Here is a 19,949-nt window from a genome sequence, read left to right as displayed (position 1 = left end):
GACGAAGAACATGGTAAGAGCCGCAACAACGAGGACTCTTGATTTGCTCGATCGAAGCCAACCGTAATTTCTGCGAACTCTCATCATCGACCTCAGCTCCCTAACCGTGAGGACCAGGAACCTGGCCAACTATTACTGCGAGTGTGCCAGGGCCGACGGGCCGTCAAGTCCCAGACCGCAATGACAACCCGACGATTTCTTGCCGCAGTCACGACGCGCGCAGGGCCAACTGCTCTAATCAACCAATGACGATCACGGGATTGATAGAGGTCGAGCACCACACGTTTCTCATCTCGGCGGCCGACGCCGATCCCACCGACACCTACACCACCGGCCAGGTTTTCGACGCCGGCAACCACCTCATCTCCGTTCACACCGGAATCGCCTACGGTCCCGTCAATGTCACACTTGAACTGTTGTCCGGTGAAGACCACATTTTCGAAAACGGTGGACCTTATATCGATCTCGACGCATGGGACAACATCGAAGAAGTCACCGTCGTGTGCCGCGAACCCATGCTTTTCATCACCTTGGCAAACGAGATCGTCGAAGAATTCGGGAAGCTCACCTCCCACCGAGGTGCTCGGCACTTCCGCATCGCCACCCGTGGACGAGCATCGCACTGGGACCTCGACGTCGACACCCCCACCGAGGACTACCTCATCCAGACCTGGCCCACAGGCGGACCTTCGATGATCCGCGAGATCAAAGCCACCGATGGCGTCTGGAAAGAATGAGCGCATGCAGATTCGATCGCGGTTCGGCTTGCGCGAACTGAGACCGCTCTATGTTGTTCCGTCGCTGTACACGTCGGACCTCAAACGCAGCACCCAGACCGCTCGCCCTACCGGCGACAGTTCGGAATCGAGCTGCTTCTTCTCTCTGCTCTGAGTGAGGCGTATACCCCCCATAGTGGGTTGTGACGTCGCCGAGTTCGCTCGCCGATTATGCACACGCGCGGATGATCCCGCCTGCGCGTGCACAATTGCCACGCGGCGGTCGACCGGGTGATCTGTACTTTCGAATCGCGCCGGAAAGCTGTATCCAACGGTGACGGCCTGGATGCTGGACTCGGACCCGGCGCTGCGCCGGTGTCGGTGCCGACAAGATATCCCGTAGTCGACCGGATAGACGGCGTGGGGAATACGCGGATGGGCATCGCTATCGTCTGGACTGAGGGCCGACAACGAGGTCAACGAGCTTCTCGATATCACACGCCGGTTCACTGTGTTGCGAAACTGCTGCAAGGCGAATTGGGGATACCAAGGCTGCAAGGACAGTGTCCGCCACCAGAGAGTTCCACCTACGCGAGATCGCCCCGGCTACCTATCTACTGACCTATCCACTCCAGCAAGACACCAAGCTCACACGCAGGGCAACTATTTGGCAACGGCGCGAACGTGATTGGACGGTCCTCTATCACCACGGAACTCTCGTCTCCGACCCAACACTGAACGTGGTGATTCATCACCCTCAGGTGGATCAATAGCTAGGCTCACGTTATGACACGACAAGTAAGTGCATGGGGTGGCGCGCTCTGGCTGAGTCCGCAACATCGCGAGGCAGCACTCGACGCAGCTCGCGAACTCGACGAGTTGGGTTACACGCGGTTGTGGACGTCAGGCGGTTTCGGAGAAGGCCTGCCTGCCGTGTACGGCGAAGTGCTATCTGCGACAACGCGAATCGGTGTCGCCAGCGGCATTGCCAGCATCTGGCATGCTGACCCCACCGAAACCGCCCAAGCCGTCAGCAACCTCGAGCGCGACTACCCTGGCCGCTTTCTCCTGGGAGTAGGAACCAGCCACGCACCGATCGTCGATGCGAAGGCGCAGCACACCTACACCAAGCCTTACACGCACATGGTCCAGTACCTGGACGCTTTGGACGCCGCACCGGAACCGGTCCCCGCCAGTCGCCGAGTCCTTGCAGCCCTCGGCCCTCGCATGCTCAAGCTGTCGGCTGCCAGATCGGCCGGAGCACACCCCTACTTTGTCCCGCCAGAACACACAGCGCTGGCCCGCGAGATTCTCGGAGCCGAGCCACTGCTCGCACCTGAAGTTGCCGTGGTCCTCGAAGAGGACGAAACCATTGCCCGTGGGATCGCCCGCGAATACATGCGCGGCTACCTGTCGTTGCCGAACTACTCGGACAACCTCCGCCGTCTGGGGTACACCGACAAGGATTTGTTGGACGGAGGTAGCGACGCTCTGATGGACACGCTGATTCCGTGGGGTGACCTCGAACGTGTCTGTGCCGGCATCGAAGCGCACTACGAAGCGGGCGCCGACGAAGTAGCAATCCAAGTGCTCACTGCAGACCCGACTTCCTTCCCAGCGGCAGAATATCGGGATCTTGCCACGGCACTGATCGCCTGACAGGCACCTAGAACACTTGCACGAACGTGTACCAATCACCGTCGAATTCCTGGTAGCCGATGTCGCCGTCATGTCTGGGAACGCCGAGATACGGCGCCCCGCCCGGCAGGTACGCCAGACCGATCGAATTGATCAGCCCGCCTTCGATGAAGAACAGACACCCGTGCTCAACTGACTCGATCCGCCTGACCTGATACACACCTATTCGACGGTCAGTCGCCGACGTCGAGCATTCCTGGGCCTCGGCAGCCAGTGAGTCCTTCGACGCCATGAACGCAATTCGCGACGGCACCGACAGCGCTACAAGTGCACATGTGAGGAGAACGAGCGCCGGTGCAATCAAACTCCAGCGCCAGGCTCGAAATTTGAACCACCCAATCAGGCTGAGTATCAACCACACTGCACCCAGGGCAGCGAGCACGGCCATGGCGAGCGCGAAGTACACATACGAAGCGAGTGGCACAGCACTCCACAGGGCAACACCACAAGCGCCGGCAACGAGCAGCGCTGTGATCCCGACGAGCACAGTCCACCAAGCCTCAGGGCCCACCGCTTCGCTCATCTGGCGACTCTGGCATACGACGATGCGCACGGTGCCGAAACAGGACACACCACTCGAGCGCCAGCGGTGTAAAAAGCAATTCCTCGTCACTAACGTGGAACTCGGAGCGATCACGGCTCGCTCCCCCAGCAGACGCAAAAGGAGGACCACGTGAGCACCATCGAAAGTCGACCCCACGCCACCCAACGACTGTCTGTCACCGACATAGACCCCGAGGCGTACAAAGGCATGCTGGCCATCGAGAAATATGTCCACGCCGGCGACCTCGAATCGAAAACACTCCATCTCCTGAAAATCCGTGCCTCGCAGATCAACGGCTGCGCCTACTGTCTGGACATGCACACAACCGAATCCCGAAAAGACGGCGAGGATCAACGCCGGCTGGACGTATTAGCGGCCTGGAGAGAAGCGTCGTCGTGGTTCAGCGAGGCCGAGCAGGCCGTGTTGGAATTGACGGAAGAAGTGACGCTCATCGGGAAAGGTGGCGTCTCGGATGAAGTCTGGGCGCGAGTGAAGGCGTCGTACTCCGAGAATCAGATCATTCGCCTGTTGATGGCAATCTCAGCGATCAACACTTGGAATCGGCTCGCCATCTCAACCCATCAGGAGCTCGCCCCGCTTTAACACTATGCGGACAAGGAATAGAACGGGACTGTATTCCGGGATGCAGATAATTTGATGAATAAATAGATTTCGTATTCAATCAGAGTCGAATACATGGTCGGCGCTGCACGCTCCGCAAACGACAGTTGGTGCTGCGTACGCACCCTAATAGGGCGTACGCAGCACCTTTCGTCACTTACATTATTCCACGGTCTCCGGCGAGTCCGATGAGAATGAATCCACGAATGCGATCAACTTTTGCAGCACTGCCGAGATATCGAAATCTTCCAAACTACCCATTTCAATCTTCCCTTCCGTGGTGAGGTTGAATCAATCCTTACAACACCGAATGTAGATCATGTTTTGTCATCGCGCACAGCATCTCCACCGAAGAGTCGAAAATACGACAATCAGCAAGACATGGGTTAATTTCGCGTATACAGCCTGCTCAACCGACTGTAATGCGCATATTAATCCCACCTGAAATGCTGGTGAAAAAATTCAAGCTAATCTTCGGAAAAGTTATCGGAACCCGCGTGGCGAAATACTTTGCAGACCAACACGCGATGGGCAAGCTGCGCATCGCCACTCTCTCCGGAATATCCGATACCGTGAAGGGAACCGCATTGCCGAAGGGAGCGAGATTGGTAATCCACGCAGGCACTTCTGCGTTCGACGCGAGCGAAGCCCTCCCTACCTCGATCCATTCGCCCAGATCGCCAGCGCTACTGCCATGACGATCTGGCGGGCAGATGAAACTCTTCGGGCGTCGATCGTCATCGACGGCAAGGTCTTGCGAGCCGTCTTGTTCGACATGGACGGTGTGGTCACCGACACCGCGAAAGTTCATCTCGCGGCCTGGCGGCGACTTTTCCACTACCTGACCGAGCGAGGCGAGGTCGGCGATGTGGAACTCAGCGACAACGACTACCGGCGATATATCGACGGCAAAGCACGAGCTCAAGGCCTGCAGTCGTACCTCACGTCGCGCGATGTGGTTCTCCCGCTGGGAAATTCGGAGGGCTCCCCGAATGCGGTTACCATCACCGACCTTCTCGGGCGCAAGAATACGTACTTCCTCGAAGAGCTTGGTCGACACCGTGTCGAAGTGATTGTTCCCACGGTCCGGTGGATTCAGCAGTTGCGCTCGGCCGGCGTCCACACAGCGATTGTCTCGGCAAGCAGAAACGCGAAGTTCGTACTCGACAGCGCCCACTTGGCAAACCTCTTCGATATCCGCTGTGATGGCATCGACGCCGCAAAGCGCGGCCTTGCAGGGAAACCGAACCCCGACACCTATCTGGAAGCTGCAGCGCGCCTGTCAGTCCCGCCATCTGAGTGTGTTGTCATCGAGGACGCGACCGCCGGAATCCGCGCTGCCAATTCCGGCGGCTTCGGCCTCAGTATCGGACTGGGCCCGGCGGAGAACGTTGCAGACCTGATCGGCAGCGGAGCCGACTTCGTGGTGTCCGACGTCAGCGAAATCGATTACCACTTCGTCACCTCTGCCTCGGCAGAGGGCGACAACGACGATGCTGCGTGCGAACTGTGTACCGACGGCGCCGACCCGTCCTGGTCCCTCGAATACCGCGGCCTCAGCCCCGACACCGCTGGGCTGCGGGAAACACTGTTGACACAGGGGAACGGCTATTTCGCCACCCGCGGAGCGCTCCCGGAATCACATGACGACGGCGTGCACTACCCCGGCACATACATCGCCGGGTGCTACAACAGATTGACTTCGGAGGCAGCGGGTAGGTCTCGCGACGACGAAAGTGCCGTCAATATTCCGGATTGGACGGTATTCACCGTGGCCGGACCCGACGGCCAGTGGCTTGGGAGCGGGTCCCATCTGATCGATCATCACCATGAAGAATTCGATCTACGCTGCGGGACGGTTCGGCGTGAGACGACTTTCCGCGACATCACCGGCCGAGTGACCAGAATTCGTCAACAACGATTCGTATCGATGGACGATCCTCACCTCGCAGCAATCTGCACGACGATCATCCCCGAGAACTGGGACGGCACTGTCCATGTGCGCTCAGGAATCAATGCAGCCGTGTCCAACAACAACGTCCCGGACTATTCCTTACTGGCGAATCACCACCTCACCGTCATTTCCGCAGAAGCGGTTGATCACGAACGTGTTTCGACGACAGTCGAAACGTCGACCTCACATATCCGTGTGTCGCAATGTGAACGGTTGAGAGTCCGGTTCGATGACGGGTCGACGCCGCAACACACACGGCGCGTGGACGTCAGCGAAAATTCCGTCGCACAGTTGGTCTCATACACGGCAACATCGGGTCAGCCCGTAGTTTTCGAAAAAACCATGTCGCTCTTCACATCTCGTGACCATGCAATAGCGGAACCCGAACATGCTGCACGGGAACACGCAATCGATGCGGCCGATCACCGCGAATTGTTCCGCCGGCATTGCATCGCGTGGGAGCTTCTGTGGCACAAATTTGCCATCACTCTGGGCTCCGATGTCACAACATCTTTGGCCGCCAACGTCCAGCTCGTTCACGCACTGCAGACCCTGTCCGCGCACACCATCGATCTCGACGTGGGCGTTCCGGCGCGAGGACTACACGGCGAGGCCTATCGCGGGCACGTGTTCTGGGACGAATTGTTTGTCACGCCAATCCTGACTCTGCGCCTACCCGAATTGACACGATCATTGCTGCTGTATCGAAGTCGCCGACTTCGACAGGCAAAGAGCAATGCCGGAAAGATAGGACACGTCGGCGCGCTGTTCCCCTGGCAGAGCGGTAGCGATGGGCGCGAGGAAACGCCGACTGCACTGTTCAATCCGCGATCCAAGCGCTGGATGCCCGACAATTCCCGACGTCAGCATCACGTGAACCTCGCCGTCGCATACAACGTGTGGCACTACTGGCAAACAACCACCGACCTCGAATTTCTCAGGAATCACGCGGTCGAACTTCTAGTCGAAAATGCGCGCTTTTGGATCAGCCGGGCTGACTACGACGCCACCGATGACCGCTACGACATCCGTGGCGTCATGGGCCCGGACGAATTTCATGACGGCTATCCAGGTCGCCCTGGCGAAGGCATCGACAACAATACGTACGTCAACATCATGACGGAGTGGTCACTGATGCGAGCGCTCGACGCCGTCGAGATTCTCGGCCGCACAAGCCGATCCATCACCGAAGACCTCGAGGTCACAGAATACGAGTTGGCGGCCTGGGACAAAATGAGTCGTCGTCTGCGCCTCACCTTCCTTCCGAATGGCCTGCTCGCGCAATTCGAGGGTTTCGATACCCTCAAAGAACTGGATTGGGCAGACTACCGATCCCGGTACCTCGATATCGGTCGGCTCGATCTCATTCTCGAAGCTGAAGGCGACTCGACCGTCCACTACAAGGCATCCAAGCAAGCAGACTTACTCATGCTGCTGTATGTATTTTCCGCGGAGGAACTGACAGATCTGATCGCACGGTTGGGTTACCACTTCGATCCGTCGTCGATTCCGTCCATGATCGATTACTATCTGTCCCGCACCACGCACGGATCGACTCTCAGCCGAATCGCGCACACCTGGGTGCTCGTCCGCGGTAATCGTTCGCAATCATGGGACATGCTTCGCAGCGCGCTCGCGTCGGATCTCTCGGACTCCCAGCATGGCCGTACGCGAGAGGGCATTCACCTCGCTGCGATGGCGGGCGCGATCGATATTCTCGAACGCTGTTACACCGGCCTCGACTTCCGCGACGATGTTGTGTGGTTGCATCCGCAATTGCCGATCGAACTGAGCGAACTTGCCTTCACGATCTACTACCGTGGCCATCGATTGCAGATCCAGTGCACACATTCTTCAGTGACCGTATCGTCGGAGACGAAAGATGCTGCACCGATCGAACTTTCGATCGACGGCAGCAGTCACATAGTATTACCAGGATCGTCCGTAACCGTTTCCGCCCAGTAACTGGAGATCCAACATGCCTCACACCAACCCGGACGATCCAAATTCCGCGTCGACGGGATACAACAACTCGTCCTCTACCGCCGGCCAAGTCGCCCAGAACAGCATCTTCGAGCGTATTGCCCGAGCAGGCTTCGTCGGGAGCGGCATCGTTCACCTGATCATCGGCTACATCGCCATCCGCCTCGCTCTCGGGGGCGGCGGCGGAACCGCAGACCAGTCCGGGGCGATGACAGAACTGGCGAACAAGCCGGGTGGCGGCTTGGCGCTCTGGATCGGCGTCGTCGTATTTGCAGCTATGGGCCTGTGGCGGGTGGTTGAAGGTGTACTCGGCAGTTCGTCCAGGCCCGATGCCAATAAGAAATTGTCGCGAATATTCGATCGAATCAAGGCGTTCTCCCTGGCCGCGGTCTACTTTGCATTTGCGTTCACCTCGTGGGGTTTTGCACGCGGAATCGGCAAATCCAGCAGCAGCCAGAGCACCGGGATCACCGCGCGTCTGATGCAATCCGGTGTCGGCTCGGTCGCACTCGTTGTCGGCGCTCTCGTCATTGTCGCGATCGGCGGTTACCACGTGTACAAGGGAGCCAGCCAGAACTTCCTCGACGACCTCGATGGGCCCACCAGTGATCTGGTTCGACGCCTCGGCACGGTTGGGTATATCGCCAAGGGATTGGCCATTGCGGCAGTGGGTGTGCTTGTGATCGTTGCGGTGATCCAATCGGCCCCCGATAAGTCCTCCGGCCTCGACGGTGCCCTGAAAACCCTCGGCGCCCAACCTTACGGAGTCGCACTCCTGGTGGCCGCGGGACTTGGCATCATCACCTACGGTCTCTACTCCTTCGCTATGGCCCGATCGGCCAAGATGTGATCAACCCACGTTGATGACACCGTCATTCCTGCGTTCTGCGTAGAGCGCTTTGATCGTGTCGGCATACTTACTCGCGATCGGTGTGCGCCGCAACTTCATCGTCGGCGTCAGTTCATCACCGCCTGGAACCCACGCCGATGGAATAATCGAAAAGCGTTTCACCTGTTCAACTCTGGATAGTTTTGCGTTTCCAGCCCTGACTGCCAGTGTTGCCTCTTCCACGATCTTCGGGTGTGCTGCCAAATCCGCGAGTTGCGCTCCGGACACCCCTAGGGCCTCTGCTCGCAGATCAGTGACGTCCGGATCCAGCGTCACCAGCGCGGTGACGTAGCTCTGGTTGTTACCGATCGCGACAACTTGGGCGATCAACGACGAGGATGCCTTGACAGCATTCTCGATATTGTTGGGCGCCAAGTTCTTTCCCGACGAATTGACGATGAGTTCTTTCTTGCGGTCGACGATGGTCAGGTTGCCGTTGTCATCGCACTTTCCGATATCGCCAGTCGCCATCCAGCCGTCCGAATCGATTGTTTCAGCGGTCTTCTCGGGCTGATTGCGGTATCCGCGCATCACGATCGGTCCTCGTACCAGAACTTCACCGTCCGCTGCGAGTCTGATTTCTACGCCCGTGACGGGTTTACCCACTGTCCCGATCTTCAGATTGTCGGCCGTGGTCATCGCACCGAGGCCGATAGTTTCCGACATCCCCCAGATCTCGAGCAACGGGATACCCAAGCCGGTGAAGTACTCGAGGATCTCGACAGGAATAGCCGCTGCGCCTGTGAAAGCCAACCTGAGCTGATCGAACCCCAACGCGGTCCGCACCTTCGAAAACACCAAGGTGTCGGCGACCCGGTATTGCAGTTGCAACGCCCGCCCCCGTGGTGTCCCGTTCAGAGTCGCTCTCGCCGCTCGCGCACCCACAGCGAAAGACCACGCCGCCAACTTGGACGTGATCGGGTTTGTTTCCGCTGCCAGCTTTGCCTCAATTCCGGCCTTGATCTTCATCCAGACCCGTGGGACACCGACGAACATGGTCGGCCGGACATCGGACAGCGCGGACATCAAGTCGCGCAGATCTCCGACCGCCGTGATTTGCACACCAAAGATCTGGTTGGCGCCGTGCGTGGAAATCCGATCCGCAATGTGGGCCGACGGCAGGTACGAGATAGCCCGGTCCTCGAACCCGAGGTCGAAGCCGGCTATCGCCCTGGCGGCAGCGATTGCGTTGCGCTGCGTGACCTCCACACCTTTAGGGGGACCGGTGGTGCCCGAGGTGTAGACAAGGGTCACCAAATCGTCCGGTCTCACCGCTCGCCACGACGCCTCGAAATCGAAGTTCGCGGCCGGATTCGATTCAATCTCCGCCAACTCGAGCGCTCCATCCGCCGGGCCGTCCACGGTGACGATGTGCTCGAATGTCACGCGAGATGCTGCGATCGGCGACAGGAACACCTGCTCGGTGACGACCACCTTGTTGCCCGCATCGGTAAACAGAAATTGGAGTTGTTCTGGCGCGCTGGTGTTGTACACCGAAAACGGAATAGCTCCTAGATGCGTGATTGCAGTATCAACGAGATTGAATTCCGGCCGGTTGGTGAGCATGAGCCCGACGGTGTCGCCGCGCCGAACGCCTAGTTCGGCCAGTCCACCGGCGATGGCCTCGACACGCCGCGCGTATTCACGCCAGGTCACCTCCTGATGTCCGCCAGGAGTCCGCAACGCGACTTTGTCGGGGTGCATCCGCGCGGTGTGCTGGAACGCCTCTACTGCGGTACGCACTTCGTTTCCCGACGGATGGACAAGAACTATGTCATCGGTGCCATCGATCATCACTTCTCCTGCGGACATCGAAATCGATTGCCGAAGTCGAGGATTCAGAACAGTCTGCGCATGATCTTCACGGAACGCGCGGAATACGGAGGGTAGACGAACTTCAGATCAGGCTTGAATGGCTTGACCAGCACAGACTTACGATGACTGAACGCGTCAAAGCCCCACTTTCCGTGGTAGGCGCCCATCCCGCTGTCACCGACACCACCGAACGGCAATTGCGGCACCATCGCGTGCACGGTCACATGATTCACCACTGCCCCACCAGAACTGATCGCATTGACCAGCTTTGTCGCCACGGTTCGCGAACTCGTGAAGTAATACGCAGCAAGTGGTTTGGGTCGCGCGTTGACGAACGTGATCGCCTCGTCGATCGAATCCACGGCGAGCACAGGAAGAATCGGCCCGAAGATCTCCTCCTGCATCACTGCGTCGTCAGGATCGGGGTCGGTGATCACCGTCGGTTCTATCGTGAGGGCATCACGATTCGATCCACCCCCGAACACGATCCGCCCGGAAGTGTCGGCCAGGCTTGCGGCGAGCCTGTCGAACTGCCGCTCGTTGACGATCTGCAATCCCTGGCCCTGCTGATCGGCGCGAAACTGCGTGAGAGTGTCGATGATGCGACGCACCAATTGTTCGTGGATCGACCGTTCCGCGAGCACGTAGTCGGGCGCAAGGCATGTCTGTCCCGAGTTGAACAACTTCGCCCACGCAACGCGTCTGGCTACGACATCCATTTCGGCGTCGGCAGCGACGACGACCGGGCTCTTGCCACCAAGTTCGAGCAGTACCGGCGTCAAGTCCGGCGCCACTCTTGCCAGGATCTTGCGCCCGATCTCGGTACCGCCCGTGAACAACACCTTGTCAGGGCCTTTGGACAATAGTTCCTGCGTCACCTGTGCATCGCCTTCGACAACCACAACGGCCTCTGGATCGACGTACCGCGGCAGCCAATGAGCCAGCAGTGCGGACGTCGCAGGAGCCCCTTCCGACGGTTTGACGACGACTACGTTGCCCGCAGCAAGTGCTGCAACAAGGGGGACGAGAGTGAGATAGACGGGATAGTTCCAGGCTCCGATCACCAGCACGACACCGCGCGGCTCGTACTGGACCCAGCCGACTGCCGGCAGTTGGTTCAGCGGGAGCGGTTGTGGTCGCCGACGCATCCACCAGCGCAGACGTTTTCGCGCGTAGGTCGCCTCTGCCTTGACGAGTGCGACGTCAGCGAGCCACGCCTCCATCTCACTGCGTCCGAGATCTGCCGCAAGAGCCGCCGCTATCTCCTGCTCGCGTTCGTCGAGAAATCGTTCGATTCCCTCGATCTGGCCTTTGCGCCAGTCTGCTTTACGGGTCCGGCCACCTGCATACACTTCCCGAAGCTGAGCCACGACAGGCGCGACATCAGATTCTGCGGACGAACCCTTGGAATGTGATTGATTGGTGAGTGTCATGGGAAACTCCGTCAGATCGAAGATCTGGACATGCCGATGAGGGAGAGCACCCATTGTGATGGTGCGTCTGTGCTGGTGCGTCGCACACACCGACATGTCCAGCGTATCGACCCGAGCCACACCATTCGATGGCTAGGAATGGATCTCCACATTCGCTACACTGCGGCACGTTAGCCGTCAGCTCGATTGATCAGTTCATCCAATCATGTTGTCCACAAACACTATTCATCGAATAGACACCCGACTATGTTTCGGAAATCGCGATTCCGACAGTTCCGGTCTTGCCGCGACGGAGGAGACTGCCCTTCATGGTGAGCCAGCCGATGATTCCGTAGCGACGAGCAATCGCATCGCGGGCATGATCGGTTCCAGGCCCGTCGAGGATTTCTGCCTTCGCGGCGACCGGGTCACCCTTGGGGTTTCCGCGAGCATCGCACACTGCAACGGTCACGGACGGGTTCCGCCTGATCCGCTTCACCTTGTAGGAATCGGTCACCGTCCACACCAGCAACCGCTCACCGTCGAGGGCAGCCCATAGCGGCGTTGCGACGGGTGTGCCGTCTTTACGGAATGTGGTGAGCAGGACGTACTTGGATTCTGTCACTCGCTTGAAGTCTGGGGTCACCTGTCGAGGATAGGTGCGAATCGTGGTTATCACGCGGCCGGCATTTCAGACACCGTTCCGCGATCAATCAATATGTCCGGATTGCCGCACTTTAGGGGCTCCAAGCTATGCATGATCCCCAACCGAATTCTCACTCGAGCTATTCTGTCGTTACCTATGTCTTCGAGGTATCGGGAGTTGAGCTTTTCATCATGCAGCGTCGAAGTTTCTTGAAGGCGGCCGGTGTTGGCGCAGCGGTTGCCGCCACGACAACGGTGACGTCCACTGCCGTGAGCCACGCGACGCCGCGGCACACCCTCCCGATGGGCATGGACCACTACCGCAACCTCGTTCCCGAACTATTTGACCCCTCACCAGTCCCCCAGCAGCATTCGGAAGCCATTGTCATCGGCTCCGGATTCGGTGCCAGTGCCACCGCGCTTCGACTCGCGCAGAGCGGGACTCAAGTCACGGTATTGGAACGGGGACTTCGATGGCCTCATGATCCGTATCGCGAAATCCATACCTCGGACCTGCTCGCTGACGGCCGAGGCGTGTTTCGCCGGACGTCGTTCACCAACCTCACCGGGATTCCCGTTGCGTGCGATTACTTCAGTGGAGTTCTCGACGCCACCGATTACGAAAACATGTCGGTATGGCGCGGAGCCGCAGTCGGCGGCGGGTCCGTCATCTTTACCGGCGTGATGATCGCACCCGAACGTAGATTCTTCGACGCCGTGTTCGGCAACTCGTTGAACTACGACGAGATGTCCGCTACCTGGTACCCCAAGGTCCGCCAGATGTTGCGCCTGAGCCCGCTGCCCGAGGATCTCTACCGAACGGCGAACTTCGGGCATTCGCGTCGGTGGGATCAGGATGCCCGCCGTGCCGGCTTCGATCCGCATCGCATCGACGGCATCTGGAACTGGGACGTCGTTCGCTCCGAACTGAGCGGCGGCTCCCGCCCGTCCGCAACCGTCGGCGACACCAACATGGGCAATTCCAACGGCGCAAAATTCGATCTCACTCAGAACTACATTCCTGCCGCTGAAGCCACGGGCAAGACCACGGTGTGCTTCGGGCATCAGGTGTTGAGCATCGGCCGCGAAAAGGACGGACGTTACGTTGTCGACGTCGAATCGAGTGATCCCACCGGCGCCGTGCTGACCAGGCGCACCATTACGTGCGATCGTCTTTTTCTCGGCGCTGGGTCGATCGGAACGTCCGAACTGCTTGTCCGCGCTCAGGCGACCGGCGCCCTGCCGAAGCTCAACGAACACATCGGTAAAGGGTGGGGCACCAACGGCGACGGCGCGATGGTGCGATCCTTAGGGTTCAGCGACGGCTCAGCGCAGGCAGCACCTTCCGCATCGCGCATCGTCGACGAAACGGGACTGCCTCTGTCTCTCGAGAACTGGCATGCGGCAGGAGTTCCGGTGAACATCGGCATGCTTGCCAGCCTGGGTATGACCCTCGATCCGCAGCGCGCCGATTTCAGCTTCGACACGCGCGCAGACCGTGTTGTTCTCAACTGGCCGCAAAATGGCAGCGCGGCCACGATCGAGGCCTTGCGAGCTGTGCAGAACAAAATGGCCTTTGCAGGTTCGACGCTGCCGTCGGCATTGCCGTTTGCGCAGGACGTCAACTGCTCGTTCACCGCGCATCCACTCGGCGGCGCAGTCTTGGGCAAAGCCACCGACGGTTACGGCCGGGTCAAGGGGTACGACGGTCTGTACGTCATGGACGGAGCGGCGATCCCCGGAAGCACAGGCACGGTCAATCCGTCGTTGACCATCACAGCTCTGGCCGAGCGAAACATCGCGGAGATCATCAACTCGAAGCGCTGAGGCGATCTACCTGCTGAACGGATGGTCCCGGACCCCGATCAGCACACGGCAATCAGGTGAGACCAGCCAGAAATTGTTGTCAGCCTGGATTTCGAACAGCCCTTCATCGATGCTGACCAGCGTCCGTGGGTCCCATTGCGCGAGGGACTGCCGAATTGTGGTGTCGACGTCGGAAGTCAGCGCATGGATACGCGCAAACGCCTGACGGACCCGCACCGTCAGATGCACGGAAGCCGGGTCGAAGGTGTTGGCAAAGTCCTCCGCCAACACCGGCGGACCGATTTCCGGGCGTGGCACTCCCGGACCGCCATGACTACGACCCGAGAAACGCGACTTGACCCCGCTCTTGACCTGCTCCCACGTCCGCTCACGGTGGATCGTCGAATATCCCGTAATCGTGCCTCGATCGGGCGAGAGCACGACGTCGAAACCGTTGCGCGAGAGCCGCAGGTAACCGCCACTCGACGGTCTGCGGGCAGACTTCAGCAGGAAATCCTCAAGCATGTTGCGCAGTTGAAACTCCGCTGCCCGCTCGTCTCCGCCGTGGTGGTAGCGAAAGCTGTCCGTGGCGCGCACCGTAACCCGCACGTCGTGGACATCCTCGACCGAGATGTCGCCGACCGGCAAGTCTCGAGACATGCGGATGTGTTTGGCCGTGCCGTGTGGAACACCGACCGATTCAGGCGCGCCAGACTGCTCGGCCCGCAGAAATCCGTCACACTCGTCCGCGCGGCACCAACCGTCGACGTACTCGGTCTGGTTGGTGCAGCGGACGCCGTCCCGTCGGAAACGTGTGCAAACTGACATTCCGCCATTATGGGTCGAAGGACCGACAAACTCGGGTAACTACTCCCCTTCGAGCTCACCTTCAGTTTCGAGATACACCTGACGCAACCCGTCGAGCGTCTTCTGCTCCGGGTGCTCCCACATCTTGCGCTCAGCAGCTTCGAGAAGTCGTTCGGCGATACCGTGCAATGCCCACGGGTTGGACTGCGTCATGAACTTCTGGTTCTGCTCGTCCAGGACGTAGGTTTCGGCCAGCTTCTCGTACATCCAGTCCGCAACAACATTGGTGGTGGCGTCGTATCCGAAGAGGTAGTCGACGGTGGCTGCCATTTCGAACGCACCCTTGTAACCGTGACGGCGCATCGCGTCGAGCCACCGCGGATTGACAACGCGAGCGCGGAACACGCGCGCCGTTTCCTCCGAAAGTGTCCGTGTGCGAACCGATTCCGGGCGGGTGCTGTCGCCGATGTATGCCTCGGGCGACTTTCCGGTCAGCGCACGCACGGTTGCGACCATGCCGCCGTGGTACTGGAAATAGTCGTCGGAATCCGCGATGTCATGCTCACGCGTGTCAGTGTTCTTGGCCGCCACGTTGATTCGACGGTACGCGCTGCGCATGTCGTCGGCGGCGGGGATCCCGTCGAGGCCGCGGCCGTACGCAAAGCCGCCCCACGTGGTGTACACATCGGCCAGGTCGTCGTCGCCGCGCCACGTCTTGGAGTCGATCAGTTGCAGCAGACCAGCGCCGTAGGTTCCGGGCTTGGAGCCGAAAATACGCGTGGTTGCACGTCGCGCGTCTCCGTGTTCGGCGAGGTCTGCCTGGGCGTGGGCGCGGATGTAGTTCTGTTCATCCGTTTCGTCCAGCGCTGCGACCAACTGGACAGCGTCGTCGAGGAGCGCCAGGACGTGCGGGAACGCGTCGCGGAAGAAGCCGGAGATGCGGACTGTGACATCGATGCGCGGGCGGCCGAGTTCTTCGAGGTCGATGACCTCGAGGTTGACGACGCGTCGGCTGGCCTCGTCCCAGACGGGGCGAACACCGAGGAGTGCAAACACTTCTGCGATGTCGTCGCCTGAGGTACGCATGGCGGCGGTACCCCACACGGACAGCCCCACCGAGCGCGGGTACTCGCCGTGATCGGCCAGGTAGCGCGCGGCGAGAGACTCCGCCATTGCCTGGCCGGTCTCCCACGCCAGTCGCGAGGGAACTGCTTTGGGATCGACCGAGTAGAAGTTGCGACCAGTGGGGAGCACGTTGATCAATCCGCGCAGCGGTGAGCCACTCGGACCGGCCGCGATGAAACCGCCGTCGAGCGCGTGCAGGACCTGCTTGATCTCGTTGTTCGTCTGTCGCAGCCGCGGAACCACTTCTGTGGCGGCGAACTGAAGGATCTTCACGACGGTGGGGTCGTCGCTGAGTCCTTCTGCGGCAGCTGGATTCCACTCGGCGTCCGACATCGCGCGGACCAGAGCGTGCGCCTTTTCTTCGATGTCGTCGACGCGATTACGTGATTCGTCGCCGTCTTCGCTGAGTCCGAGAGCCTCGCGCAGACCTGGGACGCTCTGCTCGCCGCCCCACATCTGTCGTGCCCTCAGCATTGCGAGGACCAGTTCGATCTCGGCGTCGCCCTCGGGTGCGCGGCCGAGAATGTGCAGACCGTCGCGGATCTGGACGTCCTTGATCTCGCACAGCCAGCCGTCGACGTGCAGGAGCATGTCGTCGAACACGTCTTCTTCCGGACGCTCGGCAAGTCCGAGGTCGTGGTCCATCTTGGCGGCCCGCATCAGGGTCCAGATCTGCTGGCGGATGGCCGGCAGCTTGGACGGGTCCAGCGCGGAGATGTTGGAGTGCTCGTCGAGTAGTTGTTCGAGGCGGGAAATGTCGCCGTAGCTTTCGGCGCGGGCCATCGGTGGGATCAGGTGATCGACGAGCGTCGCGTGGGCACGACGCTTTGCCTGTGTTCCTTCACCCGGGTCGTTGACCAGGAAGGGGTAGATGAGGGGCAGGTCACCGAGAGCGGCGTCGGTGCCGCAGTTGCTGGACATGCCGAGCGTCTTGCCTGGCAGCCATTCGAGGTTTCCGTGCTTGCCCAGGTGAACAACCGCGTCGGCACCAAATCCGCCGTTGTCCGGGGTTGCAGCGATCCAGCGGTACGCGGCGAGGTAGTGGTGGCTCGGTGGCAGATCGGGATCGTGGTAGATCGCGACGGGCTTTTCACCGAATCCCCGTGGCGGCTGGACCATGAGCACGATGTTGTTGAATCGCAGTGCCGCGATGACGATTTCGCCGTCCGGGTCCTGCGACCGATCGACGTACAGCTCGCCGGGCGCTTCGCCCCAGTGTTCTTCGACGCCGCTGCGCAGATCTTCGGGCAGGGTGGCGAACCACTCGCGGTATCGCGCCGCCGAAATGCGGATCGGGTTGCCCTCGAGCTGCTCGGCCGTGAGCCAGTCGGGATCCTGCCCGCCTGCGGCGATCAACGCGTGAATCAGCGCGTCGCCATCCTTGGCGGCCAATCCGGGAACCGAGTCCGGTCCGTCGGTGGGTCCGAGATCGTAACCAGCGCTACGCATTTCGGTGAGCAGGTCGATTGCGCTGGCAGGTGTATCGAGGCCAACGGCATTGCCGATGCGAGCGTGCTTGGTGGGGTAGGCCGACAGCATCAAGGCAACACGGCGCTCCGGCGTCGGAATATGACGCAACTTGCCGTGACGCACCGCGATGCCGGCCACGCGGGCTGCGCGCTCCGGATCAGGCATGTACGTGGACAGTCCGTCGGAATCGATTTCCTTGAACGAGAACGGCACCGTGATGATGCGTCCGTCGAATTCGGGGACCGCAACCTGCGTCGCGACATCGAGCGGCGACAATCCGTCGTCGTTGGCATCCCAGGTGGCGCGGCTGCTGGTCAGGCACAGTCCCTGCAAGATCGGAACGTCCAATGCGGCGAGTGCTGCCACGTCCCACGCTTCGTCGTCGCCGCCCGCGGATGCGGTGGCCGGCTTGGTTCCGCCGGCCGCGAGAACCGTCACGACCATGGCGTCGGCCCGGCGAAGTGTGGTCAGCAATTCGGCTTCGGCGCTGCGCAGCGAGGCGCAGTAGATCGGGAGCGCGGTGCCGCCGGCATCGGCAATCGCGTCGCAGAGCGCCTGGACGTAGCGGGTATTCCCGGCGAGGTGCTGGGCGCGGTAGTAGAGAACCGCGATGACGGGACCACTGTTGTCGCTGATGTCGGGGGCAAATTCAGCGATTCCCCACGACGGCAGCCGCGTCGGGGCCTCGAAGCCGTGACCGGTGAGCAGCACTGTGTCGGACAGGAAGTGGTGCAGCTGCGCCAGGTTGTCTGCGCCGCCCTCGGCCAGGTAATTGTGCGCTTCAGCCGCAACGCCCGGCGAGACAGTCGAGCACTCCATGAGGTCGGCATCAGGCGCGTGTTCGCCGCCGAGCACCACGACGGGCAGGCCACTGGCCAGGACCATGTCCAGACCGTCTTCCCAGCTCCGACGGCTGCCGAGGATGCGCACGATCACAAGATCGACGCCGTCGAGCAAGCCGGGTAGATCCTCGGAAACCAGCAGCCTGGAGGGGTTTGCCCAGCGATACGAAACGCCGTCTCCGTTGTCCTGGCTTGCGCGAGCGCTCAGCAGATCGGTGTCGGACGTCGAGAGCAGAAGAATCACAGGTGAAACCTTCCTGGGGTTTCGCGCCCCGTGAAAAAGATCTTTCATGGACAGCAGTTGAGGGTCTGACTCGTGTTTACGAACGGAAACACTTCCGCTTGTACACACTCACAGTGGCGCGACCGCACCGGAATCTCACCGGTTTCCTCACCTGCTGTCACTGGTTGACCGTGATGCTACCGGTCGCGGGTCCGTGCTCTGCACGGTCGTACCCTTGAACCATGTCCACAGACCGTTCTCAGCCAGACGCGTGCCCTGGAGCGCTGCAGGTCCACCAGGCCGCAGACGGCCCGTTGGCGCGCGTGCGCCTACCCGGCGGCGCTTTGGCTCCACACCAATTGCAAACGCTGGCCGAGGCTGCCCGCGACGTGGGCAACGGTCAGATGGAACTCACCTCACGTGGGAATATTCAGCTCCGAGCCGTCAAGGACCCCCGCGTATTCGCCGACCGGATCGCGTCCGCTGGTTTGCTCCCCTCGGCAACGCATGAGCGGGTTCGCAACATTCTGGCGTCGCCGCTGTCCGGCCGAATCGGGGGTGTCGCCGATGTGCGTGAGCTGGTTCGCACTCTTGACGCGGCGGTGCAGTCGGACCCCGCGTTGGCGCAGCTACCAGGACGAACACTGTTCACACTCGACGACGGCCGCGGCGACATCAGCGGTCTGCACGGCGATTTCGGACTGCACGCCCACAGCGAATCCGAGCACTCACTCGTCCTCGCGGGGCATCGCACGAACCACCTTGTCCATGTCGACGACGCTGTGCCGTTGCTCCTCGAGGCCGCGCACGCGTTCCTGAATCTTCGGGACAAGCACTGGCGACTGGCCGAAGTGCCAGACGGAATCGCTCGAACGATCGATCATCTGGGCCTTTCAGCGGAATTTGCCGGTGCCGTCGACCTCGCCCCGGATGCGGGGCCGTCGATCGGATGGCTCGAACAACGCGACGGAACCGTCGCATTAGGCGGCGGACTCCGCTTCGGACTCCTGGATGCACGACTCGCCGAATTCCTCGCCGCCATCGAAAAACCCGTGGTCGTGACGCCGTGGCGCTCGATCATGATCTTCGATCTCGACGAAGGCGCAGCCGAGCAGGTGGTGCGAGTTCTCGCTCCGATGGGCTTGATCTTCGACGAGAATTCGCCGTGGCTCGACGTCACAGCCTGCACCGGAAGCCCTGGATGCGAGAAGTCGCTCGCCGATGTCCGGGCGGACGCCATCGAAGCCGTCGAGCAGGGCTCACTACCGATCGAAGGCCGGCAGCACTGGGCGGGCTGTGACCGTTCCTGCGGGCGCCCCCGCGCGAAAGTAGCCGACGTGATTGCGACGACCGACGGTTACCGGGTGAATCAGACCGATCAGTGATACCTCTATCCTGT

Annotated in this window: 15 protein-coding genes and 1 riboswitch; of the genes, 9 read left to right on the top strand and 6 right to left on the bottom strand. The window is 60.6% G+C overall.

Annotated features, from left to right (window positions below; genetic code table 11):
• Positions 1-245 precede the first annotated feature (245 nt).
• The 4 genes from EEB13_RS14865 (at position 246) to EEB13_RS14855 (ending at position 2,375) form a co-directional block, all read left to right on the top strand.
• Positions 246-737, top strand: a complete 492-nt coding sequence (locus tag EEB13_RS14865) for a hypothetical protein (RefSeq protein WP_095886341.1) — start codon at positions 246-248, stop codon at positions 735-737.
• Between the two features lie 4 nt (positions 738-741).
• Positions 742-891: a hypothetical protein gene (locus tag EEB13_RS31520; RefSeq protein WP_187328562.1), complete on the top strand. Its 150-nt coding sequence runs from the start codon at positions 742-744 to the stop codon at positions 889-891.
• 388 nt (positions 892-1,279) lie between these two features.
• On the top strand, positions 1,280-1,489 hold the full coding sequence (locus tag EEB13_RS14860) for a hypothetical protein (RefSeq protein ID WP_141485658.1): 210 nt from the start codon (positions 1,280-1,282) through the stop codon (positions 1,487-1,489).
• Positions 1,490-1,502: 13 nt separating this feature from the next.
• Positions 1,503-2,375, top strand: coding sequence for a TIGR03620 family F420-dependent LLM class oxidoreductase (locus EEB13_RS14855; RefSeq protein ID WP_141485657.1), 873 nt, complete (start codon positions 1,503-1,505; stop codon positions 2,373-2,375).
• A gap of 7 nt (positions 2,376-2,382) precedes the next feature.
• Here EEB13_RS14855 and EEB13_RS14850 read toward each other — a convergent pair whose 3' ends face one another.
• Positions 2,383-2,937 carry a hypothetical protein gene (locus EEB13_RS14850; protein WP_033231979.1) on the bottom strand — a complete coding sequence of 185 codons (555 nt, stop codon included), beginning with the start codon at positions 2,935-2,937 and terminating at the stop codon, positions 2,383-2,385.
• Between the two features lie 150 nt (positions 2,938-3,087).
• On the opposite strand from EEB13_RS14850, the gene EEB13_RS14845 reads away from it, so the two are divergent.
• The 3 genes from EEB13_RS14845 to EEB13_RS14835 all read left to right on the top strand — a co-directional run bounded on the left by EEB13_RS14845 (position 3,088) and on the right by EEB13_RS14835 (position 8,366).
• The gene (locus EEB13_RS14845; protein ID WP_230590025.1) at positions 3,088-3,561 is read left to right on the top strand and encodes a carboxymuconolactone decarboxylase family protein; all 474 of its coding nucleotides are present in this window, start codon (positions 3,088-3,090) and stop codon (positions 3,559-3,561) included.
• A gap of 712 nt (positions 3,562-4,273) precedes the next feature.
• Positions 4,274-7,498 (top strand): HAD-IA family hydrolase, encoded by a 3,225-nt coding sequence (locus EEB13_RS14840; protein WP_141485656.1) that lies wholly within the window; start codon positions 4,274-4,276, stop codon positions 7,496-7,498.
• A gap of 13 nt (positions 7,499-7,511) precedes the next feature.
• Positions 7,512-8,366, top strand: a complete 855-nt coding sequence (locus EEB13_RS14835) for a DUF1206 domain-containing protein (RefSeq protein ID WP_116103364.1) — start codon at positions 7,512-7,514, stop codon at positions 8,364-8,366.
• Here EEB13_RS14835 and EEB13_RS14830 read toward each other — a convergent pair whose 3' ends face one another.
• From EEB13_RS14830 to EEB13_RS14820, 3 genes are all read right to left on the bottom strand, one after another.
• Positions 8,367-10,196: an AMP-dependent synthetase/ligase gene (locus EEB13_RS14830; RefSeq protein WP_410055770.1), complete on the bottom strand. Its 1,830-nt coding sequence runs from the start codon at positions 10,194-10,196 to the stop codon at positions 8,367-8,369.
• A gap of 47 nt (positions 10,197-10,243) precedes the next feature.
• Entirely contained in the window at positions 10,244-11,653 is a 1,410-nt protein-coding gene (locus EEB13_RS14825) for an aldehyde dehydrogenase family protein (protein WP_141485654.1), read from the bottom strand.
• Between the two features lie 244 nt (positions 11,654-11,897).
• Positions 11,898-12,278, bottom strand: coding sequence for a PPOX class F420-dependent oxidoreductase (locus EEB13_RS14820; RefSeq protein ID WP_092807777.1), 381 nt, complete (start codon positions 12,276-12,278; stop codon positions 11,898-11,900).
• A gap of 191 nt (positions 12,279-12,469) precedes the next feature.
• Here EEB13_RS14820 and EEB13_RS14815 point away from each other — a divergent pair, with 191 nt between their 5' ends.
• Positions 12,470-14,104 carry a GMC oxidoreductase gene (locus EEB13_RS14815; RefSeq protein ID WP_141485653.1) on the top strand — a complete coding sequence of 545 codons (1,635 nt, stop codon included), beginning with the start codon at positions 12,470-12,472 and terminating at the stop codon, positions 14,102-14,104.
• 6 nt (positions 14,105-14,110) lie between these two features.
• Here the strand turns inward: EEB13_RS14815 and EEB13_RS14810 are convergent, their stop codons facing one another.
• Together EEB13_RS14810 and cobN are read right to left on the bottom strand one after the other, a co-directional pair.
• Positions 14,111-14,911, bottom strand: a complete 801-nt coding sequence (locus tag EEB13_RS14810; protein WP_141485652.1) for a hypothetical protein — start codon at positions 14,909-14,911, stop codon at positions 14,111-14,113.
• A gap of 39 nt (positions 14,912-14,950) precedes the next feature.
• A complete protein-coding gene (cobN, locus tag EEB13_RS14805) occupies positions 14,951-18,571 on the bottom strand; it encodes a cobaltochelatase subunit CobN (RefSeq protein WP_141485651.1) in 3,621 nt (1,206 codons plus the stop codon).
• Positions 18,572-18,634: 63 nt separating this feature from the next.
• Positions 18,635-18,718, bottom strand: a riboswitch (cobalamin riboswitch).
• Positions 18,719-18,792: 74 nt separating this feature from the next.
• On the opposite strand from cobN, the gene cobG reads away from it, so the two are divergent.
• The gene (cobG, locus tag EEB13_RS14800; RefSeq protein ID WP_141485650.1) at positions 18,793-19,935 is read left to right on the top strand and encodes a precorrin-3B synthase; all 1,143 of its coding nucleotides are present in this window, start codon (positions 18,793-18,795) and stop codon (positions 19,933-19,935) included.
• Positions 19,936-19,949 lie beyond the last annotated feature (14 nt).

The organism is Rhodococcus sp. WS3, assembly GCF_003797085.1.
Classification (GTDB): domain Bacteria; phylum Actinomycetota; class Actinomycetes; order Mycobacteriales; family Mycobacteriaceae; genus Rhodococcus_F; species Rhodococcus_F globerula.
This window is presented reverse-complemented; position numbering and strand designations above follow the sequence as displayed.

Excerpts from the sequence above, each read along its gene's own strand:
- EEB13_RS14825 (WP_141485654.1), bottom strand. The coding sequence starts at position 11,653 with ATGACACTCACCAATCAATCACATTCCAAGGGTTCGTCCGCAGAATCT.
- EEB13_RS14840 (WP_141485656.1), top strand. The coding sequence starts at position 4,274 with ATGACGATCTGGCGGGCAGATGAAACTCTTCGGGCGTCGATCGTCATC.
- EEB13_RS14865 (WP_095886341.1), top strand. The coding sequence starts at position 246 with ATGACGATCACGGGATTGATAGAGGTCGAGCACCACACGTTTCTCATC.
- EEB13_RS14835 (WP_116103364.1), top strand. The coding sequence starts at position 7,512 with ATGCCTCACACCAACCCGGACGATCCAAATTCCGCGTCGACGGGATAC.
- EEB13_RS14855 (WP_141485657.1), top strand. The coding sequence starts at position 1,503 with ATGACACGACAAGTAAGTGCATGGGGTGGCGCGCTCTGGCTGAGTCCG.
- EEB13_RS14850 (WP_033231979.1), bottom strand. The coding sequence starts at position 2,937 with ATGAGCGAAGCGGTGGGCCCTGAGGCTTGGTGGACTGTGCTCGTCGGG.
- EEB13_RS31520 (WP_187328562.1), top strand. The coding sequence starts at position 742 with ATGCAGATTCGATCGCGGTTCGGCTTGCGCGAACTGAGACCGCTCTAT.
- EEB13_RS14810 (WP_141485652.1), bottom strand. The coding sequence starts at position 14,911 with ATGTCAGTTTGCACACGTTTCCGACGGGACGGCGTCCGCTGCACCAAC.
- cobG (WP_141485650.1), top strand. The coding sequence starts at position 18,793 with ATGTCCACAGACCGTTCTCAGCCAGACGCGTGCCCTGGAGCGCTGCAG.
- EEB13_RS14815 (WP_141485653.1), top strand. The coding sequence starts at position 12,470 with ATGCAGCGTCGAAGTTTCTTGAAGGCGGCCGGTGTTGGCGCAGCGGTT.